This is a genomic window from Conservatibacter flavescens (assembly GCF_002795425.1).
Taxonomy (GTDB): domain Bacteria; phylum Pseudomonadota; class Gammaproteobacteria; order Enterobacterales; family Pasteurellaceae; genus Conservatibacter; species Conservatibacter flavescens.
In genome coordinates, this window is record NZ_PHHA01000002.1 from 191408 (window position 1) to 212210 (window position 20803).

At 37.8% G+C, this 20803-nt stretch carries 20 protein-coding genes; 8 read left to right on the forward strand and 12 right to left on the reverse strand.

Annotation, left to right across the window (positions count from 1 at the left end):
* The first annotated feature begins 5 nt into the window (after window positions 1-5).
* From CVP05_RS00930 to CVP05_RS00940, 3 genes are all read left to right on the forward strand, one after another.
* Entirely contained in the window at window positions 6-2642 is a 2637-nt protein-coding gene (locus CVP05_RS00930; protein ID WP_100287683.1) for a TRAP transporter permease, read from the forward strand.
* Between the two features lie 9 nt (window positions 2643-2651).
* Window positions 2652-3074 (forward strand): universal stress protein, encoded by a 423-nt coding sequence (locus tag CVP05_RS00935; protein WP_100287684.1) that lies wholly within the window; start codon window positions 2652-2654, stop codon window positions 3072-3074.
* A 64-nt stretch (window positions 3075-3138) separates the two neighbouring features.
* The gene (locus tag CVP05_RS00940) at window positions 3139-3297 is read left to right on the forward strand and encodes a YoaH family protein (protein ID WP_100287685.1); all 159 of its coding nucleotides are present in this window, start codon (window positions 3139-3141) and stop codon (window positions 3295-3297) included.
* A gap of 25 nt (window positions 3298-3322) precedes the next feature.
* On the opposite strand, the gene uspE is transcribed toward CVP05_RS00940, so the two are convergent.
* The 3 genes from uspE to CVP05_RS00955 all read right to left on the reverse strand — a co-directional run bounded on the left by uspE (window position 3323) and on the right by CVP05_RS00955 (window position 7557).
* Entirely contained in the window at window positions 3323-4252 is a 930-nt protein-coding gene (gene uspE / locus CVP05_RS00945) for a universal stress protein UspE (protein ID WP_100287686.1), read from the reverse strand.
* Between the two features lie 157 nt (window positions 4253-4409).
* Complete coding sequence (locus CVP05_RS00950) at window positions 4410-6635, reverse strand: NADP-dependent isocitrate dehydrogenase (RefSeq protein WP_100287687.1); 2226 nt, start codon at window positions 6633-6635, stop codon at window positions 4410-4412.
* Window positions 6636-6786: 151 nt separating this feature from the next.
* Window positions 6787-7557, reverse strand: coding sequence for an FNR family transcription factor (locus CVP05_RS00955; protein WP_100287688.1), 771 nt, complete (start codon window positions 7555-7557; stop codon window positions 6787-6789).
* Window positions 7558-7658: 101 nt separating this feature from the next.
* Between CVP05_RS00955 and CVP05_RS12525 the strand changes: the two genes are divergently transcribed.
* A complete protein-coding gene (locus tag CVP05_RS12525; protein ID WP_133118690.1) occupies window positions 7659-7838 on the forward strand; it encodes a hypothetical protein in 180 nt (59 codons plus the stop codon).
* 45 nt (window positions 7839-7883) lie between these two features.
* Here CVP05_RS12525 and pta read toward each other — a convergent pair whose 3' ends face one another.
* Window positions 7884-10022 carry a phosphate acetyltransferase gene (pta, locus tag CVP05_RS00960; protein WP_100287689.1) on the reverse strand — a complete coding sequence of 713 codons (2139 nt, stop codon included), beginning with the start codon at window positions 10020-10022 and terminating at the stop codon, window positions 7884-7886.
* 71 nt (window positions 10023-10093) lie between these two features.
* Window positions 10094-11299 (reverse strand): acetate kinase, encoded by a 1206-nt coding sequence (locus CVP05_RS00965; protein WP_100287690.1) that lies wholly within the window; start codon window positions 11297-11299, stop codon window positions 10094-10096.
* A 289-nt stretch (window positions 11300-11588) separates the two neighbouring features.
* On the opposite strand from CVP05_RS00965, the gene yfbV reads away from it, so the two are divergent.
* Window positions 11589-12029 carry a terminus macrodomain insulation protein YfbV gene (gene yfbV, locus CVP05_RS00970; protein WP_100287691.1) on the forward strand — a complete coding sequence of 147 codons (441 nt, stop codon included), beginning with the start codon at window positions 11589-11591 and terminating at the stop codon, window positions 12027-12029.
* A 1-nt stretch (window position 12030) separates the two neighbouring features.
* Here the strand turns inward: yfbV and hpaC are convergent, their stop codons facing one another.
* Window positions 12031-12516 carry a 4-hydroxyphenylacetate 3-monooxygenase, reductase component gene (gene hpaC, locus CVP05_RS00975; RefSeq protein ID WP_100287692.1) on the reverse strand — a complete coding sequence of 162 codons (486 nt, stop codon included), beginning with the start codon at window positions 12514-12516 and terminating at the stop codon, window positions 12031-12033.
* A gap of 242 nt (window positions 12517-12758) precedes the next feature.
* On the opposite strand from hpaC, the gene CVP05_RS00980 reads away from it, so the two are divergent.
* Genes CVP05_RS00980 through CVP05_RS00990 form a run of 3 tightly spaced genes read left to right on the forward strand, consistent with a single transcriptional unit; the run spans window position 12759 to window position 15359 of the window.
* Window positions 12759-13244 (forward strand): CvpA family protein, encoded by a 486-nt coding sequence (locus CVP05_RS00980; RefSeq protein WP_100287693.1) that lies wholly within the window; start codon window positions 12759-12761, stop codon window positions 13242-13244.
* A 28-nt stretch (window positions 13245-13272) separates the two neighbouring features.
* A complete protein-coding gene (gene purF / locus CVP05_RS00985) occupies window positions 13273-14781 on the forward strand; it encodes an amidophosphoribosyltransferase (protein WP_100287694.1) in 1509 nt (502 codons plus the stop codon).
* Window positions 14781-15359, forward strand: a complete 579-nt coding sequence (locus tag CVP05_RS00990; protein ID WP_100287695.1) for a UbiX family flavin prenyltransferase — start codon at window positions 14781-14783, stop codon at window positions 15357-15359. The genes purF and CVP05_RS00990 overlap by 1 nt, the downstream gene beginning before the upstream one ends.
* A gap of 38 nt (window positions 15360-15397) precedes the next feature.
* On the opposite strand, the gene dld is transcribed toward CVP05_RS00990, so the two are convergent.
* From dld to ftnA, 6 genes are all read right to left on the reverse strand, one after another.
* The gene (dld, locus tag CVP05_RS00995) at window positions 15398-17092 is read right to left on the reverse strand and encodes a D-lactate dehydrogenase (protein ID WP_100287696.1); all 1695 of its coding nucleotides are present in this window, start codon (window positions 17090-17092) and stop codon (window positions 15398-15400) included.
* 88 nt (window positions 17093-17180) lie between these two features.
* Window positions 17181-17894 carry a hypothetical protein gene (locus CVP05_RS01000; protein WP_243389183.1) on the reverse strand — a complete coding sequence of 238 codons (714 nt, stop codon included), beginning with the start codon at window positions 17892-17894 and terminating at the stop codon, window positions 17181-17183.
* A 153-nt stretch (window positions 17895-18047) separates the two neighbouring features.
* On the reverse strand, window positions 18048-18875 hold the full coding sequence (gene dapD, locus CVP05_RS01005) for a 2,3,4,5-tetrahydropyridine-2,6-dicarboxylate N-succinyltransferase (RefSeq protein WP_100287697.1): 828 nt from the start codon (window positions 18873-18875) through the stop codon (window positions 18048-18050).
* A gap of 136 nt (window positions 18876-19011) precedes the next feature.
* Window positions 19012-19470, reverse strand: coding sequence for a ClpXP protease specificity-enhancing factor (locus CVP05_RS01010; protein WP_100287698.1), 459 nt, complete (start codon window positions 19468-19470; stop codon window positions 19012-19014).
* 1 nt (window position 19471) lies between these two features.
* Window positions 19472-20110, reverse strand: a complete 639-nt coding sequence (sspA, locus tag CVP05_RS01015; RefSeq protein ID WP_100287699.1) for a stringent starvation protein SspA — start codon at window positions 20108-20110, stop codon at window positions 19472-19474.
* 187 nt (window positions 20111-20297) lie between these two features.
* The gene (ftnA, locus tag CVP05_RS01020) at window positions 20298-20795 is read right to left on the reverse strand and encodes a non-heme ferritin (protein WP_100287700.1); all 498 of its coding nucleotides are present in this window, start codon (window positions 20793-20795) and stop codon (window positions 20298-20300) included.
* Between the last annotated feature and the right edge of the window lie 8 nt (window positions 20796-20803).

Here is a 20803-nt window from a genome sequence, read left to right on the forward strand (position 1 = left end):
ATAAAATGTCTGCGAAAAATCAAATCGATTATGATGATTTGCAAGATATGGTCGCCTCAAGCGACACAGGAGGACGTGATCCATCAGGGTTCCCGAAAAAATTAATTATTGGCGTAGCTATATTATGGTCATTATTTCAACTTTATTATGCTTCTCCAGTACCATTTTGGCTACAGGAAGGCTTAAGGAGTATGGGTTTAGGCGGTATTAATGTTGTTTTAGATGATACCAAAGCACGCTCAGTTCACTTAGCCTTTGCGCTATTTCTTGCTTATCTGTCTTATCCTGCCTTTAAAAACTCACCAAAACGCCATATCCCGTTAATTGACTGGATTTTTGCAACTGTTGGTGCTTTTTTAGCGGCGTATTATCTCTTTTTCTATGAAAGCCTAATTGGTCGCTTTGGTGCGCCTAATACACAAGATATTATTGTAGGGTGTATCGGGATTTTATTACTATTAGAAGCTACTCGTCGCAGTCTAGGCTTGCCATTGGTGATTATTGCCATTGTATTCTTACTCTATAATTACTTTGGACAATTTTTGCCAAGTGATTGGCTTATTAGTCATCGCACGGGTTCCTTATCCCACATCATTAACCAACAATGGATTACAACCGAAGGGGTGTTTGGTGTGGCATTAGGGGTATCGACTAAATATGTTTTCCTCTTTGTTTTATTTGGTGCCTTGTTAGATAAAGCGGGAGCGGGGAACTATTTTATTAAAAGTGCTTTTGCTTATTTAGGTCATTTACGCGGCGGGCCAGCTAAAGCCGCTGTGGTTGCTTCAGGATTAACCGGTTTAATTTCAGGCTCCTCTATTGCTAATGTTGTGACCACAGGAACCTTTACTATTCCTATGATGAAACGCGTTGGTTTTTCACCTGAAAAGGCTGGTGCGGTTGAAGTGGCATCTTCAGTAAATGGACAAATTATGCCACCAGTAATGGGCGCAGCTGCATTTTTAATGATTGAATATGTGAATATGCCATATAGCCAATTAATTACCCATGCATTTTTGCCTGCGTTAATTTCTTATATCGCATTAGTATATATCGTTCATTTAGAAGCTTGTAAGCTTAATCTACAGGGTTTACCACGCACAGATGTTGCAAAACCTTGGGTTGTGTCATTACTACGCGCTTTAGGCACGTTTATCGCAATCTGTTTGCTTTATTTTGTGGTTGAGTATGGTTTAGGGTGGATTAAAGCGCTTACGCCTGATTTTGCCTTTGCGATTATTTTAGCTGCAATTGCCATCGTTTATATTGCATTATTAGCTCGTGTAGCGAAATTCCCAGATTTAGAAGTGGATGATCCTCATGCGCCAGTAGTGGTTTTACCATCTGTTAGACCAACGGTCAATGCGGGTTTGCATTTCTTATTACCTGTTGTGATTTTAATTTGGTGTTTGATGGTTGAACAGATGTCACCAGGGTTATCGGCATTCTGGGGAACATTAACACTTATTGTTATTTTAGTGACACAGCGTCCATTATTAGCGTTTTTCAGAAAACAACATCAATATAAAGCGGAATTCTTAAAAGGTTGGAAAGATTTAGTTGAAGGGTTAGAAACGGGGGCGCGCAATATGATTGGTATCGGTATTGCAACCGCGACAGCCGGGATTATTGTTGGTGTTGTTGCGTTAACCGGTTTCGGTGTTCAGCTTTCTTCAATTATTGAAACCTTGTCTATGGGGAACATTTTATTGATGTTAATTCTCGTGGCGGGTTTTAGTTTAATTCTAGGAATGGGATTGCCAACAACGGCTAATTATATTGTGGTTTCTTCGTTAATGGCCGTGGTCATCGTTGAAGTAGGGCGTCAAAATGGATTGATTGTTCCTTTAATCGCAGTACACTTATTTGTTTTCTATTTTGGTATTATGGCGGATGTTACGCCTCCTGTTGGTTTAGCCTCTTTTGCGGCAGCGGCTGTGTCTGGCGGAGATCCGATTAAAACCGGTTTAACGGCATTTATGTATAGTTTACGTACGGCGATTTTACCTTTCTTATTCATCTTTAATACGGATTTATTATTAATTGATGTTGGATTATGGAAAGGGATTATGGTCTTTATTGTGTCAACGATTGGTATTTTAGTGTTTACCGCAGGAACAATGGGATACTTTTTCCGTCGTAATCGCTTATGGGAAAGCGTTGCATTAATTGTGCTTGCGTTTGCTTTATTCCGTCCTGGTTTCTTTATGGAATATATTTCGCCAAGTGAACAGCATACTGCGCCAACTCATTTAGTTGAAGAATTGCAAAAAGCACCGGTTGGTGAAGCATTAACGTTAAAAGTCTCAGGTATTAATCCATACGGTTCGCCGATAGAGTTTTATACACAATTATCGGTGCCGGAAGGTAGTACAGGAGAGGAGCGTTTACAAAAATTGGGGTTAACCTTGTTAACTACGGAAGACAAAATAGAATATGACGGGGAAGAAATAAACAAAATTATTATTGATAATGTGGAATTAGATTCCCCTGCAGCGAAAGCGGGATTAAATTGGGATCAAGTCTTATTAGATGTTGCATTACCAGTTAAAAATGCATTAGCAAAAGAATGGATATTTATTCCTGCGTTATTACTCATTTTCGGGCTTGCAATATTGCAACGTCGCAGAATTAATGAATAAGGATAGCCTATGTTTAATAAAATTCTTATTACAGCAGATTTAAGTCATTTAGATGATGCGCAGCAGGCGGTGAAAACCGCCTTAGAAATCACAAAGCATAACCCTGATGCTATTTACCGGGTGATGAGTGTTATTCCTCAGTTGGGCAGTAGCTTCGTGTCTTCATTTTTACCGAGTAATTTTGATAAAGATGTGATGAAAGAAGCAAATAAAGCTTTACACGAATTCACTCAGAAATATTTCCCTGATAATGCAAAAGTGCAACATATTGTGGCACATGGTGTGGTTTATGAGGAAATCAATCGAATTGCTCATGAAAAAAATATTGATTTAATCATTATGATGGCCACTCATGCACACAAAGAGGGGTTAAGCTCTAACACGGTGAAAGTTGCGCGTTATAGCGACAAACCTGTATTAATTTTACGTTAAATTTTATTAGAGAAGTGCGGTTAAAAAATTTTATTTTTTGACCGCACTTTTACTTGGAGAATATATGATTGATCTTAATTTAACTCACGAAGAACAACAAAAAGCCGTAGAAAGAATTCAACAACTGATGGCGGAAGGAATGGGAAGTGGGCAGGCTATCGCTTTAGTTGCCAAAGAATTACGTGAACAAAATGCGGATAAAAAGAATGAGGGCAAAAATTAAATTTTGCCCGTTATTTCAAACGATATTATTCAACCTTTTTACTCGGTTTAATTGCAAGCAAATTGCAATTTAATTTGCTAATAACATGTTCTGCAGTATTACCTAAAAAAGCAGCGGATAAGCCAGTACGTCCAACCGTTCCTAATACTACAAGTTCTGCTCCCAGCTCTTGAGCAACTTTAGGGATTACCTCTTCCGGAAAACCTTCGTACACATGGGTATGATCTTCATCAATTCCAAATTGCTGGCGTAATTTTTTCATATTCAGTAGATGCTGTCCGCGAATACTATTACTGTATTCTGAAGCATTGAATTCAGGTAAATCAATTGCCATATTGACCGGTGTCGGAGGATAGGCATTGACTAAATGAATATTGCCTCGTTCATAAGTTTCGGCTAAATCCATGCTCATGGTGATGAGTTCTTGATTAAAACTCTCATGATATTCTTCATCGCCTGATACATTCACGGCAACTAATATTCGACGTTGATGTTTCCAATCGCCATCTTTAACAATTAAAATCGGGACTTCACATTTGCGGAGTAGTTGCCAATCCATTGGCGTAAAGATCAACGCTGCAAGACTATCTTCTTCTTTTGTATATTTAACAACTAAATCATAGTGTTTTTCAGTAATTTGCTGAACAATGGCTTCGGCTTCATTACTATTCCAAACAACACTAGACTCAAATTGAATCATTGGATCAGCATATTTTTCTAAATAAGGCTGTAAAAGCTCTAAGCGTTGTTGAATAACACCATTATGCATTTCCTCTCGCTCTTCGGAAGAAAGTAACGCACTCATTTCATAAGACAGTTCATAAACAGTAAGGAATAGGGTAATTTTGATAGGATGTTCATGTTTTTGTTCTTTTGCTAAGCGCACGGCGCGAGCAAGAGCATATTGTTTTTCCGTTTCAGGATTTAAAACAACTAAAATATTAGTGAACTTCATATACTTATAACCTCCGATATTATATGTGGGTTATTTATAGCATAGGGGATTTAAAGCAGAATAACAAGTAGATAGATAAAAAACTTTCAGAAATAACTTATTGTATTACAACGTATATTTATAGAGGCAAGCCCGTGTAGCTTGCCTCTCTGATGATTTATCCTAAACGCGCAATGATGTCATTAAAGGTTGCGCTAGGACGCATAGCTGCGGTGATAAGTTCACGATCTGCGGCATAATAACCGTGAACATCTACCGCCTTACCTTGAACAGCATTAAGTTCATTGATAATGGTTTGCTCTTGGATTGAAAGGGCTTCTGCAATAGGTGCAAATTCTGCTGCTAAATCGCTATCTTTGCTTTGCGAAGCTAATGCCTGCGCCCAATATAATGCAAGATAGAAATGGCTACCACGATTATCTATTTCACCCGCTTTACGTTTTGGTGATTTGTCGTTTAGTAACAATTTTTCAGTGGCTGCATCTAGGGCATCAGCGAGTACTTGCGCTTTGGCATTACCCGTTTTTTGGGCAGTATGCTCAAGAGATACGGCTAATGCCAAAAACTCACCTAAGCTATCCCAACGCAAATGGTTTTCTGCATTAAATTGCTGAACGTGTTTTGGTGCGCTACCGCCAGCGCCTGTTTCAAACATGCCACCACCGTTCATCAAAGGCACAATGGACAACATCTTAGCAGATGTGCCAAGCTCTAAGATTGGGAATAAGTCAGTGAGGTAGTCACGCATAACGTTACCGGTGACACTAATGGTATCTTCGCCATTTTTTAGTCGGTTAAGTGTATGTTTAGCCGCTTCCACTAATGGTAAAATGCGAATATCTAAGCCTGTTGTATCAAGCGTTGCTAATGTAGCATTAACTTTTTTGATGAGTTGCGCATCATGAGCACGTTTTTCATCTAACCAAAATACTGCCGGCATACCACTTAGGCGTGAACGATTAACGGCTAATTGTACCCAGTCAGTAACAGCAGCGTCCTTAGTTTGGCAAGCGCGCCAAATATCACCAGCTTGCACATCATGGGCAAGCAAGACATTACCCGCAGCATCAATAATTTCTACTTTACCGTCCGCTGTCATTTCAAAGGTTTTGTCATGTGAGCCGTATTCTTCCGCTTTTTGAGCCATTAGCCCTACATTTGGAACGGTTCCCATTGTGGTTGGATCAAATGCACCGTGTTCTTTACAAAAATCTACCACCGCTTGATATACCCCTGCATAAGTGCTATCCGGAATGGTGATTTTAGTATCTTGTAGCTCACCATGTCGATTCCACATACGGCCTGATGAGCGAATCATAGCGGGTACAGAAGCATCGACAATGATATCGCTAGGCACATGTAGATTGGTAATGCCTTTATCGCTGTCAACCATAGCAATATCTGGGCCATCAGTGTAAGATTGAGTGATGAGCGCCTCGACTCCAAGACGTGTTTCTTCATCTAGTTTTTCAAGATTGGCAAATAAGTTGCCCAAACCATTGTTCACATTAACACCAACTTGTGCCAATTTGTCACCGTATTTTTCAAAAACTGGCGCAAAAAAAGCTTTTACAGCATGACCAAAGATAATTGGATCTGATACTTTCATCATGGTCGCTTTCATGTGTAAGCTAAATAACACACCTTTGTCTTTCGCATCTTGGATTTCGTGCTTTAAGAAAGTAATGAGCGCATTTTTATTCATTACGGTCGCATCTAAGATTTCACCCGCTTTTAATGGCAATGGCTTACGTAGGGTATTCTTTGTGCCATGTTTATCGGTAAAAACGAAGTCGACAGTTGTTTCATTTGGTACTGTCACGGATTTTTCGTTATGATAAAAATCGTTTGCCCCCATTGTTGCAACATGGGTTTTACTGTCTGCGCTCCATGCGCCCATAGAATGTGGAAATTTTTTAGCAAAGTTTTTTACTGCTTTTGGCGCGCGACGATCTGAGTTACCTTCACGTAGAACAGGATTTACCGCAGAACCTTTGACTCGGTCATAGCGTGCTTGGATTTCTTTTTGTTCATCAGTGGTAGTGTCGGTTGGATAATCAGGAATGGCGTAGCCTTTGTTTTGTAGTTCTTTGATGGTCGCGAGCAGTTGTGGCACAGAGGCAGAAATATTTGGTAGTTTGATAACATTGGCATCGGGTTGTTTAACAATTTCTCCTAGTTGTGCCAGTGCATCTGGGGTATGTTGTTCTGCACTTAAATATTCAGGAAATTGCGATAAAATACGCGCAGCTAAAGAAATATCGCTAGTCACCACGTTGATATCAGCGCTTTTGGTAAAGACTTGAATAATGGGTAGTAGCGAATGAGTTGCTAGGGCAGGGGCTTCGTCGGTGTAAGTATAGATGATAGTTGATTTACTCATGAATAAACTCCTGTTCATAAAAGGATTAAGAGAGTTAGCACAATTTAGGTTGTTATTTCTTATAACGGTCATGAAATCTGAAAATATGACAATTATTAGAAACGTTAGCGACTCCCGTTTTTCAATTTACAGCGAGTCGCTTTTTTGTTGTTTACAATAATTTTATTCTTGGATTCACAGAACCCGAAATTTGTTGTAATTCTGCAAGGTCATTAATCGTGACATATTTGCCTTGAACGGATAATACGCCTGATTTTTGGAAACGTCCCAATAAACGGCTAATAGTTTCTACCGTTAATCCTAGATAATTTCCAATATCACCACGTGTCATCGTTAAACGAAATTCACGAGCAGAAAAACCACGAGCGGAATAACGATTAGAAAGGTTGATAATAAACGCAGCTAAACGTTCTTCAGCATTCATTTTAGACAATAATAAAATCATTTCTTGATCACTTCGGATTTCATTACTCATCAAACGCATAATTTGTTGGCGTAGCTTTGGCATTTTACCAGAAAGATCATCAAGAATATCAAATGGGATTTCGCATACCATAGCGGTTTCTAAGGCTTGTGCAAAACTAGGATGGCGCATATTGTTGATAGCATCAAAACCTACAAGATCTCCCGGCAGATGAAAAGAGGTAATTTGTTCTTCACCGGTTTCGCTGATAGTATAGGATTTAATTGTGCCAGAACGGATAGCGTAGAGTGATTTTAATTCATCGCCAGCTTTAAAAATGACTTGAGATTTTTGAATAGGTTTTTTGCGTTCAATAATATTATCAAGCTGATCAAGTTCATGTTCGTTGAGCGTAAAAGGAATACAAAGTTGACTAATACTACAATCCTGACAATGAATTGCGCACCCACCCGATTGAATTCGGCGCCCCACTTTTATTTTTGACGTTAAAATTTCCATTTAATCCTCATTATCAACGAGAAATCGTGTAAAATTGATCTATCTCAAATAATATCATTAAATTATCAATTAAAGAAGTAAAAATACAAAGAAAGAGGTAAATGATGGCGGCTCAAAAGCTCACCAAAACACGGTTGATTCAGATTATAGTGATGTTGATTATTTTACTGACCGCATTTTTCTATAAAACGTATCAACATTATGGTGAATCTTCCGTAGAGAAACAGAGAGAAAGTGCGGTACAAAATGAAAATATTTTAGAGAAAGAAGCTAATCATTGAGATGAAATCATATAAAAAGGGGGATTGATATCCCCCTATACTGACTTACTGTGTGGCTTGAATTGCGGTTAATGCGATTGTATATACAATATCATCAACTAAAGCGCCACGTGATAAATCGTTTACTGGTTTACGCATACCTTGTAACATAGGGCCTATAGAAACGAGGTCTGCAGAACGTTGAACGGCTTTATAAGTAGTATTTCCGGTATTTAAATCAGGGAAGATAAAGACTGTTGCTTTCCCTGCTACTGGTGAGTTTGGCGCTTTTGAACGAGCCACGTCTTCCATAATTGCCGCATCGTATTGTAGTGGGCCGTCGATGATAAGATCTGGACGTTTTTCCTGCGCTAAACGAGTGGCTTCTTTTACTTTTTCTACGTCAGCACCAGAACCTGATGTACCAGTAGAGTAGGAGATCATCGCCACTTTAGGATCAATACCAAAAGCTTTAGCAGAATCAGCAGATTGAATAGCAATTTCAGCTAACTGTTCTGCACTTGGATCTGGATTAACCGCACAGTCACCATATACCAATACTTGATCAGGCAGTAACATAAAGAAAATAGAAGAAACAATTGAGCTACCTGGTGCGGTTTTAATAATTTGCATTGGTGGACGAATAGTATTTGCAGTAGTATGTACTGCACCAGATACTAATCCATCTACTTCGTTAGCTTCAAGCATCATGGTACCCAATACAACATTATCTTTAAGTTGTTCTTGAGCGATCACTTCCGTCATACCTTTCGCTTTACGTAATTCAACTAAACGAGCGACATAATTTTCACGTACTGTTTTCGGATCAATAATCGTAATGCCTTTAGTCAGTTGTACACCTTGTGCTTCAGCAACACGTTGTACCTCAACCGGATCGGCTAACAAGATACATTCTGCAATACCACGTTCCGCACAAAGTACCGCTGCTTTAATGGTTCTAGGCTCATCACCTTCAGGTAATACAATGCGTTTTTGTGCAGCGCGCGCAAGCTCAGTTAATTGGAAGCGGAATGCTGGAGGAGATAAGCGACGTAAACGTGATGTTTTCGCAATCAAAGAATCAATGAATGAAGCGTTAATTTCATCGCTGACATACTGCTTGATATTGTCTATACGTTCTTTATCATCTACAGGGACTTCTAAATTAAAACTTTGTAGATTTAATGCTGTTTGCCAGGTATTCCCTTCAACGCGGAAGATCGGTAGTCCGGTGCTTTCAATGGCATGTTCACATAATTTCTTAATTTGTGAGTCAATTTTATAACCGCCAGTTAATAATACAGCACCAATTTTGACACCACTCATTGCAGCCAATGCAGCAGCAACGATAACATCAGGACGGTCAGCAGAAGTCACTAAGAGGCTTCCAACGCGAAAATGTTCAACCATATTCGGTAAACTTCTTGCACAGAACGTGATGCTTCTGATACGTCGTGTATTGATTTCCCCTTCATGAATAATTGCAGCACCTAAATGTTTGACTAAATCAATTGCTCGGGTTGCAATTAACTCAGGCTTCCATGGAATACATGCTAATAATTTAATTTTGCTTTTTTCAAAAAGTTTATGTACTTCAGAAATTTGATTATTGCTGTGCTGGAAAGAATCAAAAATTTCAGTCAAATCTGGACGAGTTCTACCTGATTCATCAACTGGTGCATTAAATTTGTTAATCACTACACCGAGTAAGTTTGCATTATTTTGACCACCAAATTGCGATACAGCGGCTTTAATGCGTTCTTTTAATGCAGAAGGGGTTTCTGTTGAAGGTGCTGCGACGAGAATAATTTCAGCATCTAAAGCTTGTGCTATTTCATAGTTAATGCTATTCGCATACGCGTTTTTACGCGTTGGAATAAGGCCTTCAACAATCACAATTTCATTGTTTTTTAATAATTGTTGATGGTGTTCAACTATTTTTTCTAATAGGACATCTGATTGATTTTGCCCAATTAAAGATTCAGCAACACTTAACATAAAAGGTTCAGCAGTATCTATCGTCATGCTGGTACGTACGATAGATGTTGTCCGGTCGATTTTATCTTCACCAGAACTCGGCTGAGAAATAGGTTTCATAAAACCAATTTTTGCACCTTTTTGTTCAAGTGCGTGCATGAGACCTAAACTAACACTCGTTAAGCCAACACCGGCGCTAATTGGAATAAGGATTATTGTACGAGACATAATAAAAAAATTACCTTCAATATCACTGGTTAAAATAGAAACTGCCGATGATGTTCGGCAGTTTGAGAAAGTTACTTAATACATAAACGAGCAGTATCTTGAGCGATAACAAGCTCTTCATTGGTTGGGATAACAATGGCTAACGGTGTACCGTCTTTTGTAATTGCGCCTTCATGACCAAAACGTGCGGCTAAGTTTTTCTCTTGATCAATTTCATAGCCAAAAAGTTTTAAATGGTTTAATGTCACTTCACGCACAAGAGCGGAGTTTTCACCAATTCCTCCAGTAAACACAATGGCATCTAGACGATCGCCAATAACCGCCATATAAGAGCCAATATATTTTGCTAAACGATAACAGAAAACATCAAGGGCGCGTTTTGCTGGTGCTTCTTTATCGTAGTTATCTTCTGCATAACGACAATCGCTGGTTACTTCAGTTAAACCAAGTAGACCTGATTTTTTGGTTAGGGTAGTGTTAATTTCCTCAACGCTCATACCTAAAGTATCATGCATATAGAAAATAATGGCAGGATCGAGATCACCACAACGAGTTCCCATGACTAACCCTTCTAATGGCGTTAATCCCATTGAAGTATCAATACATTTTCCTTGACGGATAGCAGAGACTGAACCACCATTGCCTAAATGACAAGTGATCACGTTGATTTTATCTTCAGCTACGCCAACACGTTTCGCAGCTTCTCGGCTCACATAATAGTGACTTGTGCCATGGAAACCATAGCGACGAACACCGTGATCTTTATATAAAGAATAAGGCAATGCATATAAATAAGCTTGCTCAGGCATAGTTTGATGGAAAGCGGTATCAAACACAGCAACATTTTTTTCTTTTAATTCAGGGAAGATTTTAAACGCTTCTTCAATACCAATGATATGAGCTGGGTTATGTAATGGTGCAAATTGTGTTGCATCTTTAATACCTTGGACAACTTCATCAGTAATCACGACAGAAGATGTGAATTTTTCACCACCATGAACAATTCGATGTCCAATGGCAACGATACTTTGTTTGAGTTCAGGAGCAAGGGAAAGGATATTGTTTACCATGAAATTTAGTGCTTCACTGTGTGCAGCACCGCTACCAAGTTCGGCCTGTCCTTTTTCACCATTTAATTTCCATTTAATACGTGCTTCTGGTAAGAAAAATGCTTCAGCTAATCCGGATAATTTCTCATCACCTGTTTGAGGGTCTAAAATGGCAAATTTTAATGAGGAACTGCCACAATTTAAGATAAGGATCAATTTTTGAGACATGTATATAACCTTATTTGATTGAGTTAAAAGAATTCGCTCAGAGAACGAACAGCCATAAAAGCTTATCCTATATAGAATACACCTTTTAGCGACTAAAATAAATTACTGAACAGTATAAAAACACGATTTAACTCAAAAAAAGTTTAATTTTTTAAAAAATGTTGATAAAAATGAAATGGCGTTGAAAAATTCAAAGCATAAAAGTTAGATTAATCTTTTATTTGTGCTATGTTAGAATGAAAGAAATTTCAATGAGCATAAATTATATCAAGAAAGGGTAGTGTCATTTATGTCGATAGTGCGTATTTTTAAAGATGGGCAGCAATATTTGAATACTTGGCCTTTAGAATCTAAGCTAGGTATCATTTTTCCAGAAAATAGAATTATTAAAGCCACCCAATTTGCTCAAAAAACAATGCCTTTTCTTGCCGTATTTGCATTAGTGTGGCAACAATTTTATAGCATCGGCATGGTATCTACATCAGCGGCTGTGTTAACAGCGCTTTTTGCTTTGTTATTGCCTATGCAGGGATTATATTGGCTTGGAAAACGTGCGAATACCCCTTTATCTCCTCAAAGTGCGGTCTGGTTTTATGAAATTATTCAAAAATTACAGCAAGTGAATGTTTTTTTACCACCTGTAAAAGATGTGCCAACTTATCAACACCTTGCTGAAGTCTTAAAGAAAGCACAACAAAAATTAGACCGCACTTTTTGGCAAGAGGTGTAAACTATAGGTGTGGCAGTGTATGAAATTGGCGATTAAAATAGCCCAATGCTGCTTGACTATTTATTTGAATATCATCAATTTCCACCATAAAAACAGAATGACTGCCCATTTGGTGTTGGTTCACAATTCGCCCTTCTAAATTGGCAACGGCTTCAGTGAGTATTGGAAGCCCTTTTTCATTAATCGACCAAATATCCCAAGCTAAACGTTCAGCCATAGTGCTGTCTTTCATATTAGCAAAATGTAAAGCTAATTCTTGCTGCTCGCTATTTAAGATATTGATACACACTAAACCATTATTCGCGATAATATCATGAAGTTCGCTACTTTGGTTAATGCACATCAATACTGTTGGAGGAGAGTCGGTTACAGAACAAACTGCGGAAACTGTTAATCCTACAGTGCCAAATTGTCCCGTTGTGGTAATAATGTTGACAGGGGCGGTTAAGTGCGCCATCGCATTTCTAAATTCTTGTTGTGTTACCATAAAATGTGTGCTTATGTCCTAAATAAAAACATCATATCATTTCTAAAAACAAATGTTAATGCATTGTGAATGGGTTGCTCTTTCAGTATAAGGAAAAAAATGCTATATTTGCAACTTTCGTTTCACCAACAACTCGTTACGTAGGAAAATTTGCATACGCAAACGTTTTCTTTTTTATCAAATTTTATTAAAATAGTTGCAGCCAAGATAATCCCGTATAGAGTTTTAAATGAGAGATTGGCATGATTGATTATATTATTATTGGCATAATCGCATTTTCCATAATTGTGAGCTTATTAAGAGGTTTTGTAAGGGAAGTGATGTCTCTTGCAAGTTGGTTAGTAGCATTTTTTATTGCAAGCCAGTTTTACCCTTATTTAGCCAATTATTTTACTCAAATTGAATCTACATATATTCGTAATGGTGTCGCTATTGTGATTCTATTTATCGCCACGTTAATTGTTGGTGCGATAGTCAATTATATGTTGGGTCAACTAGTTGATAAAACAGGATTATCTGGTACTGATCGCGTATTAGGAGCGTGTTTTGGCTTATTGCGTGGTGTGCTCATTGTCGCGGCTTTATTATTTTTTGTAGACACATTTACTCAGTTTAATCAAAGTGAATGGTGGAAAGAATCTAAATTAATACCGCACTTTGGTTTTGTCGTTGAGTGGTTCTTCCAACAACTACAAGCCAGTTCGAGTTTTTTAAAATCAAATCTTTAATCTATTTATAATGAGAGGGTAACACATTATGTGTGGTATTGTTGGAATCGTCAGTCATCAGCCTGTGAATCAATCTATCTATGATTCATTAACTGTATTACAGCATCGAGGACAAGACGCAGCAGGTATTGTCACTATAGATGATGAAAATCGTTTTCGCTTGCGTAAAGCAAATGGCTTAGTCAGTGATGTATTTCAACAGGTTCACATGTTAAGGTTACAGGGCAATACCGGGATTGGCCATGTTCGTTATCCTACAGCTGGAAGTTCAAGTGTTTCAGAAGCACAGCCATTTTATGTAAATTCTCCTTATGGATTAACTTTGGTACATAATGGTAATTTAACTAATTCAAAAGAGCTAAAAGAAGTTTTGTTTAAACGCGCTCGTCGTCACGTCAACACAAATTCAGATTCAGAAGCATTGTTAAATATTTTGGCTTATCATTTTGATCAAATTGATAAAGATAGTTTAACACCAGAAGATATATTTACCGCCATTAAAGCAACTCATAAAGAGATTCGTGGGGCTTATGCGTGTATTGCCATGATCATTCAACATGGAATGGTCGCTTTTCGTGATCCACATGGTATTCGCCCGCTTGTTTTGGGTAAGCGTGAAGATTCAGGAAAAACGGAATATATGTTTGCTTCTGAAAGTGTCGCACTAGATACAGCAGGCTTTGAATTTGTTCGAGATGTTGAACCTGGCGAAGCGATTTACATTACTTTTGATGGGAAACTCTATGCTCAGCAATGCGCAGAGAATCCACAATTAACACCATGTATTTTTGAGTTTGTGTATTTTGCGCGTCCGGATTCTTGTATTGATGGCGTATCTGTATATGCTGCACGGGTGCATATGGGAGAACGCTTAGGACAAAAAATTGCTAAAGAGTGGCAAGATTTAGATATTGATGTTGTTATTCCAATTCCTGAAACGTCAAATGATATCGCATTGCGTATTGCTCATGTATTAAATAAACCGTATCGTCAAGGATTTGTGAAAAATCGCTATGTTGGACGAACATTTATTATGCCAGGCCAAGCACAACGCACAAGTGCAGTAAGACGTAAACTCAATACGATTTCTGCAGAGTTTAAGGGAAAAAATGTGCTATTAGTAGATGATTCCATTGTGCGAGGTACAACATCTGAGCAAATTGTGGAGATGGCCAGAGCTGCCGGCGCTAAGAAAATTTATTTTGCTTCAGCAGCGCCTGAGATCCGCTATCCTAATGTCTATGGCATTGATATGCCGACTAAACATGAATTGATAGCCTATAACCGCGAAGTTGATGAAATTGCTAAATTAATTGGCGTAGACCGCTTAATTTTTCAAGATCTAGAAGCGTTAACTTTATCCGTCCAAGAAGAGAACCCGACAATTAAAGATTTTGATTGTTCTGTATTTACAGGTCTCTATGTAACGGGCGATGTCACTCAAGACTATCTCGATAACATAGCGAATTTGCGAAACGATAGTGCAAAGAAAAAACGTGCAAAAGATGCGACTAATTTAGAGATACATAACGAATAATGACTTTAAGAAAAAAACAAAGGCTTATCATCGGCATAACTGGCGCTTCTGGCGCTATTTATGCCGTTCGTTTGTTAGAGCTTCTAAAAAATACTGATATTGAAACCCATTTAATCATGAGCCAGGCGGCAAAGCAAACTATTGTGGCCGAAACGGATTATACAGTACAGCAAGTGCGCGCCTTGGCTGATGAAAACCATGATTTCCGTGATATAGGCGCTAAAATATCTTCAGGATCTTACCGCACTTTAGGTATGGTTATCTTACCTTGTTCAATTAAAACCTTATCAGGAATTGCTCATAGTTACACGAACGATTTAATCACGCGTGCGGCGGATGTTTGCTTAAAAGAAAGTAAGCCATTGATTTTATGTGTTCGAGAAACGCCATTGCATTTAGGGCATTTACGTCTTATGGTACAAGCTGCTGAGATAGGTGCAAAAATTACCCCCCTTATGCCCGCTTTTTATCATCGACCTCAAACTTTAGATGATATTATTAATCAAAGTATTAACCGTTTGTGTGATCAACTGGATATTGAATTAGAACAAGATTTATTCCAGCGTTGGGGAGATTAGAGTAGGGAAGTAAGGGCAAACTATTTTGCCCTTAACGGTTATTTTTGCCAGAATTTCTTTTTACTCGTATGGCCAATACCAGGATTAAAGCTATTTGTTGGGTCAAGAGACTTATAGAACTCTCGTAGTTCAGGTTTTGCTTCATATAGATGTCCAACATTATGCTCTGCAGGATATTGTGCGCCTCGTTGATCGAGTAATTTAAGCATATCATGTTCTAATGCGATGCAATCATTGCCTTTCTTAACAATATAATCTTGGTGAAAAACATGGCACATAAAATGTCCATAATAGAGCTTATGACTGATTTTCGTGTCAATTTCAGGTGGCAATGTTTCAAACCAATCTTGTTCGTTACGACGTAACGCTATATCAAGAGCGACAATGTCCTCCACTTCATTAGCGTGAATGGCTCGATATCTTACTGCAGCAGAAGCAACTGCAAAACGATGTAACATTGCTGCTTGTGTTTCCTCTGGATTACATTCAAAATAATTGCCTTTTGCTTTATCATGAAAGTAATGTTGAAAGAAGTCTTTTGCTTCCTGTATACCGTCACCACCCATTTTAACAATCAAATGATGTTCATATTGATGATGATATTGCCATAGGCTTTTTGGTAAATGTTCAGGTAAAATTTTGCCAATAAGCTGTAAGACTTTATCGCTAAAGTGCGGTGGCAAAAACGCTATTTTTTTACCAATACGATCAATATAAGCTTTAGCGGAAAAGAGTTTTGGTAACCAATGGGTTCCAAATTTCTTGATTACCCAAAAAGTATCTTTTCCATAACGGGCTGCAATATCAAAAGCATCTCGATGGATATACTCACCGGAAATGGGCAATTGTGAGAAATTTGCTAGCATATGACGGCGGAGTTCATTAAGGGTTTCTGTTTGATTGGTTCCAATATAGAACACTGCGGTTTTTTCCTCGAGAGGGAATGTGTCTAAACGTACTGCAAAAATCGCTAACTTTCCTGCGCTACCTGAGGCTTCATAATGCCTTTTCGGATCTGCATTAAAGCGAGCAGGGGAGTCTTCATCTATTTGACGAACATGATGGCAGTAATGATGATCATGGCCTTGGCCACAATCTTGTATAATATCTTTACGCTGGTAGCGCTCTTCTTGCAGATTGATTAAAATTTCTTCTGGTGTTTCCCCTAAATCAATACCTAAATGGTTTTTAAGCTCTAATTGGCCTTGTTCATTTAACTGGGCATATAGGGCCATTTCAGTATAAGCGGGACCTCTTTGAACTAACGCGCCACCTGAGTTATTACAAATTCCCCCTATAACGGAAGCACCAATACAAGATGAACCTATCACTGAATGTGGTTCACGATTATGGGCTTTTAGTTTAATTTCTAATTCATTTAAAGTAGAGCCAGGTAAACAAACCACTTGCTGAGCTTGATTAATTAACTGAATACCATTAATTCGCATTGTATTAATGAGCACAATATCTCTATCGTAATCATCACCACTTGGCGTTGAGCCACCCGTTAATCCAGTATTTGCAGCTTGATTGATAATAATAACATCATGTTCTACGCACACTTTTAATATTTGCCAAAATTCAAGTAGCGTAGCAGGACGTACTACAGCCAACGCATTACCACTCCCAAAACGATAACCACTACGATAGACTTCGGTTTTAGCAGGATCAGTAATGATATATTGTGTACCAACAATTTGGGTTAATTGAGAAATCAATTGCTGAGCAGGCATGATCTTTATCCTCATTAGTATGATTATCGTATGTTGCGACTAAAAAAATAGGCAGTTTTTAACTGCCTATGGTATGAAAAAATACTTGTTATTTAGCGTTTGACTCAGCAGAGTTTTTCATCTCTTCAATTTTATCTTCAGCTTTTTCTGCTGCAGACTTGATTTTTTCTACTGCAGTATCTTTTGCTTCTTCAGCATCTTTAACGACAGCTTCTACTTTTTCTTTTACATCAGCTTTTACTTCGTCTGATTTATTTGCAGCAGCAGCTTTCGCTTCTTCTGCTTTTTGAGCGACTGCATCAGCTTTTGCTTCTACATTTTCTTTAGCTGCTTCCGCTTTAGCTGCTACAGCATCTTTTGTATCAGCTGCTTTATCTTCAGTTGATTTCGCTGCATCAGAAGCCATTTGTTTCATTTCTTCTGTTTTTTGTGAAACTGCTTCTTTAATTTCAGCAGTCTTTTCTGCTGCCGCCGCTTTCACTTCTTCTACTTTTTGAGCAGCTGCATCTTTTAATTCAACCGCTTTATCTTCAGTTGCCTTAGCCGCATCGGAAACTGCTTGTTTAGCTTCTTCCATTTTTTGAGCCGCAGAATCTTTTAATTCGCCTGCTTTATCACTTGTGGCTTGAACAGCATCAGAAACTGCATTTTTAGCTTCTTCTACTTTTTGAGCTGCTGCATCTTTTACATCAGTCGCAGCGTCTTTCACCTTATCCGCAGCTTGATTAACTTTTTCATCGTTACATGCAGATAAAGCAAGTGTTGCACTTAAAACTAATGTTGCTAATAGTGACTTTTTCATAATTTCTCCTAAGTATGATTAGTCTATAATAAAAAATATACTTCCTTTTTAAAGTCAGGACTTCAAAAAGTCTAGCATAAAATTAAGGATCAGAAAAATCTAATCCTTAGAATCCTTATCAAAATGATAATAATTTAGCCTAAATGTGCTTAATTATTCCTCAATAGAGCGAAGTAATTCATTAATACCAACTTTACCACGTGTTTTGGCATCAACTTTTTTCACAATTACCGCTGCATATAAATTATATTTACCGCATTTTGACGGTAAGCTACCGGATACCACCACTGAACCAGCAGGTACACGACCATAATGAATTTCACCGGTTTCACGATCATAAATTTTGGTCGATTGGCCGATAAAAACGCCCATAGAAATCACAGAACCTTCTTCAACGATTACGCCTTCTACAATTTCAGAACGTGCGCCAATAAAGCAGTTATCTTCAATAATTGTAGGATTTGCTTGTAAAGGTTCTAATACACCACCAATTCCTACACCACCAGATAAATGTACATTTTTACCAATTTGAGCACAAGATCCTACTGTAGCCCAAGTATCAACCATTGTTCCTTCATCAACATAAGCACCTAAGTTCACGTAAGATGGCATTAATACAGTATTTTTTGCAATAAATGCACCTTGACGTACAGCTGCAGGTGGAACTACACGGAAGCCTTCTTGTTGAAAACGTGCTTGGTCATAATCAGCAAATTTCATAGGGACTTTGTCATAGTATTTTGTCTCACCACCTTCAATTAACTGATTATCGTTAATTCGGAAAGAGAGTAATACTGCTTTTTTAAGCCATTGATGAACAATCCATTCACCATTGATTTTTTCTGCAACACGAAATTTACCACTGTCTAAACCAGCAATAACCGCTTCAACTGCATTTTTAGTCTCAGCGTCTACGGTTTTTGGGGTAATATCCGCACGTTTTTCAAACGCAGTTTCAATAATCGCTTGTAAATTTGACATATAACTTCCTAATTAGTTCAACATAATTTATATTAAAACGACATTTTTAACATATTTTAGCTAAAAACGCATTGGTTTTTTGTAAATGATCAAAACCAACAAAAATCATCTTTCTGCACGCTTTTTCAAATTCAATTTATTTGATTATGCGAAGATGTGAGGTGTCTGCCTTTCGTTTTTTCGTTGTATTGGTTTCTTTGGATTTTAATTGAGTGTCCGAATCAACAATATTTTCAAACCCCATTGGCTGATCTTGTAGTGATTCAACATATTGTAATTCATCTTCAAACATCACCCCTTCACCATTTTCACGCGCGTAAATGGCTATGGCAGCCCCCATTGGAATATGGATATTTTGCAGCTGGCCACGAAAACGCGCGCTAAACTGGATAAAATCATTTGTGATTTCTAAATTACCTACTGCATTTATAGATAAATTTAATACGATTTGTCCGTCTTTGACATATTCCGTAGGGACTTTTACCCCAAAATATTCTGCATTCACAACAAGATAAGGTGTTAACTCATTATCAACTAACCAATCAAAATAAGCCTTCAATAAATAAGGGCGTTTTGGGGAGAGAGGTTTTGTCATCTTATTTATCGTCCATTAAATTTTTAGGCGTTGAATGTCCAAGAGATTGTACAAAAGACTCGCGCTCAAATACACGTGCCATATAGGTTTTAATCGCTTTGCTACCAGCGCCAGTAAATTCTACACCTAAGTCTTGTAAACGCCATAATAAAGGCGCCATATAACAGTCGACTAAGCTAAATTCCTCGCTCATAAAATAAGGCGTTTGACTAAAAATCGGAGCAATGGCAAGAATTTCCTCTTTAAGTTGTTTTAATGCTTTGCTTTTTTCCGCCTCAGAACCATTTTCCGCAACTAATAGAGTAGGGTACCAATCTTGCTCAATACGTAACATTAACAAACGGCTTTTACCACGCGCTACAGGATAAACGGGCATAAGTGGGGGATGAGGAAAACGCTCATCAAGATATTCCATAATAATACGAGAATTAAATAATACTAAGTCACGATCCACAAGGGTAGGAATTGTGCCATAAGGATTAAGTTCCATTAAATCTTCAGAAATTGCGTTTGGATCAATCACTTCTGAGTCATAGGCGACTCCTTTCTCGGCCAATACAATTTTCACTTGATGACAATAAATATCGGACTTATCAGAAAAAAGTGTCATTATTGAGCGTTTGTTTGCTGAGGTTGTCATTATTCCTCCGACGACCAAAATAGAATAAAAAAGAAAATAATTGAGTATTTTATCACAAAACTCCCTTATATTTCCAAATATTCAATAAAATTTGTTTTTTTATAAGGTGTTACGAAAGGAAATAATATACTTAAAGGGTAGGAGAGAAGAAAAATCCCAGAGAAGAAAATTTCTCTGGGATTGTATTTTATTTGGCAGATACTAATTTTCCTAAATCTTTATCCACTTGATATAGACCTTTACCATCAGTGCCAAGAAGATTTAATTTATCCAAGACGCTGCTGAATAATTTCTCTTCTTCATGCTGTTCAGCTACATACCATTGTAAGAAATTAAAGGCTGAATAATCTTTTTCTTCAAAAGTTTTTCCAACTAACTCATTAATTTTAGCGGTAATAAATTTCTCATGCTCATATGTTTTTTCAATCACTTGTTTTAATGAATCAAACTCATGAGGCGGTTCATCAATTGCGGTAATAACTGCCATTGCGCCAGTTTCATTTAAGTAGGTAAATAATTTACGCATATGCTGCATCTCTTCAGCCGCATGTTCTGCTAAAAATTTTGCCGTACCCTCAAAGCCGTTTTGTTCACACCAAGCGCTCATCTGTAAATAGAGATTTGAAGAATAAAACTCTAAATTCATTTGCGCATTGAGTAAGTCAATTACATTTTTTGATAACATTTGTTTAT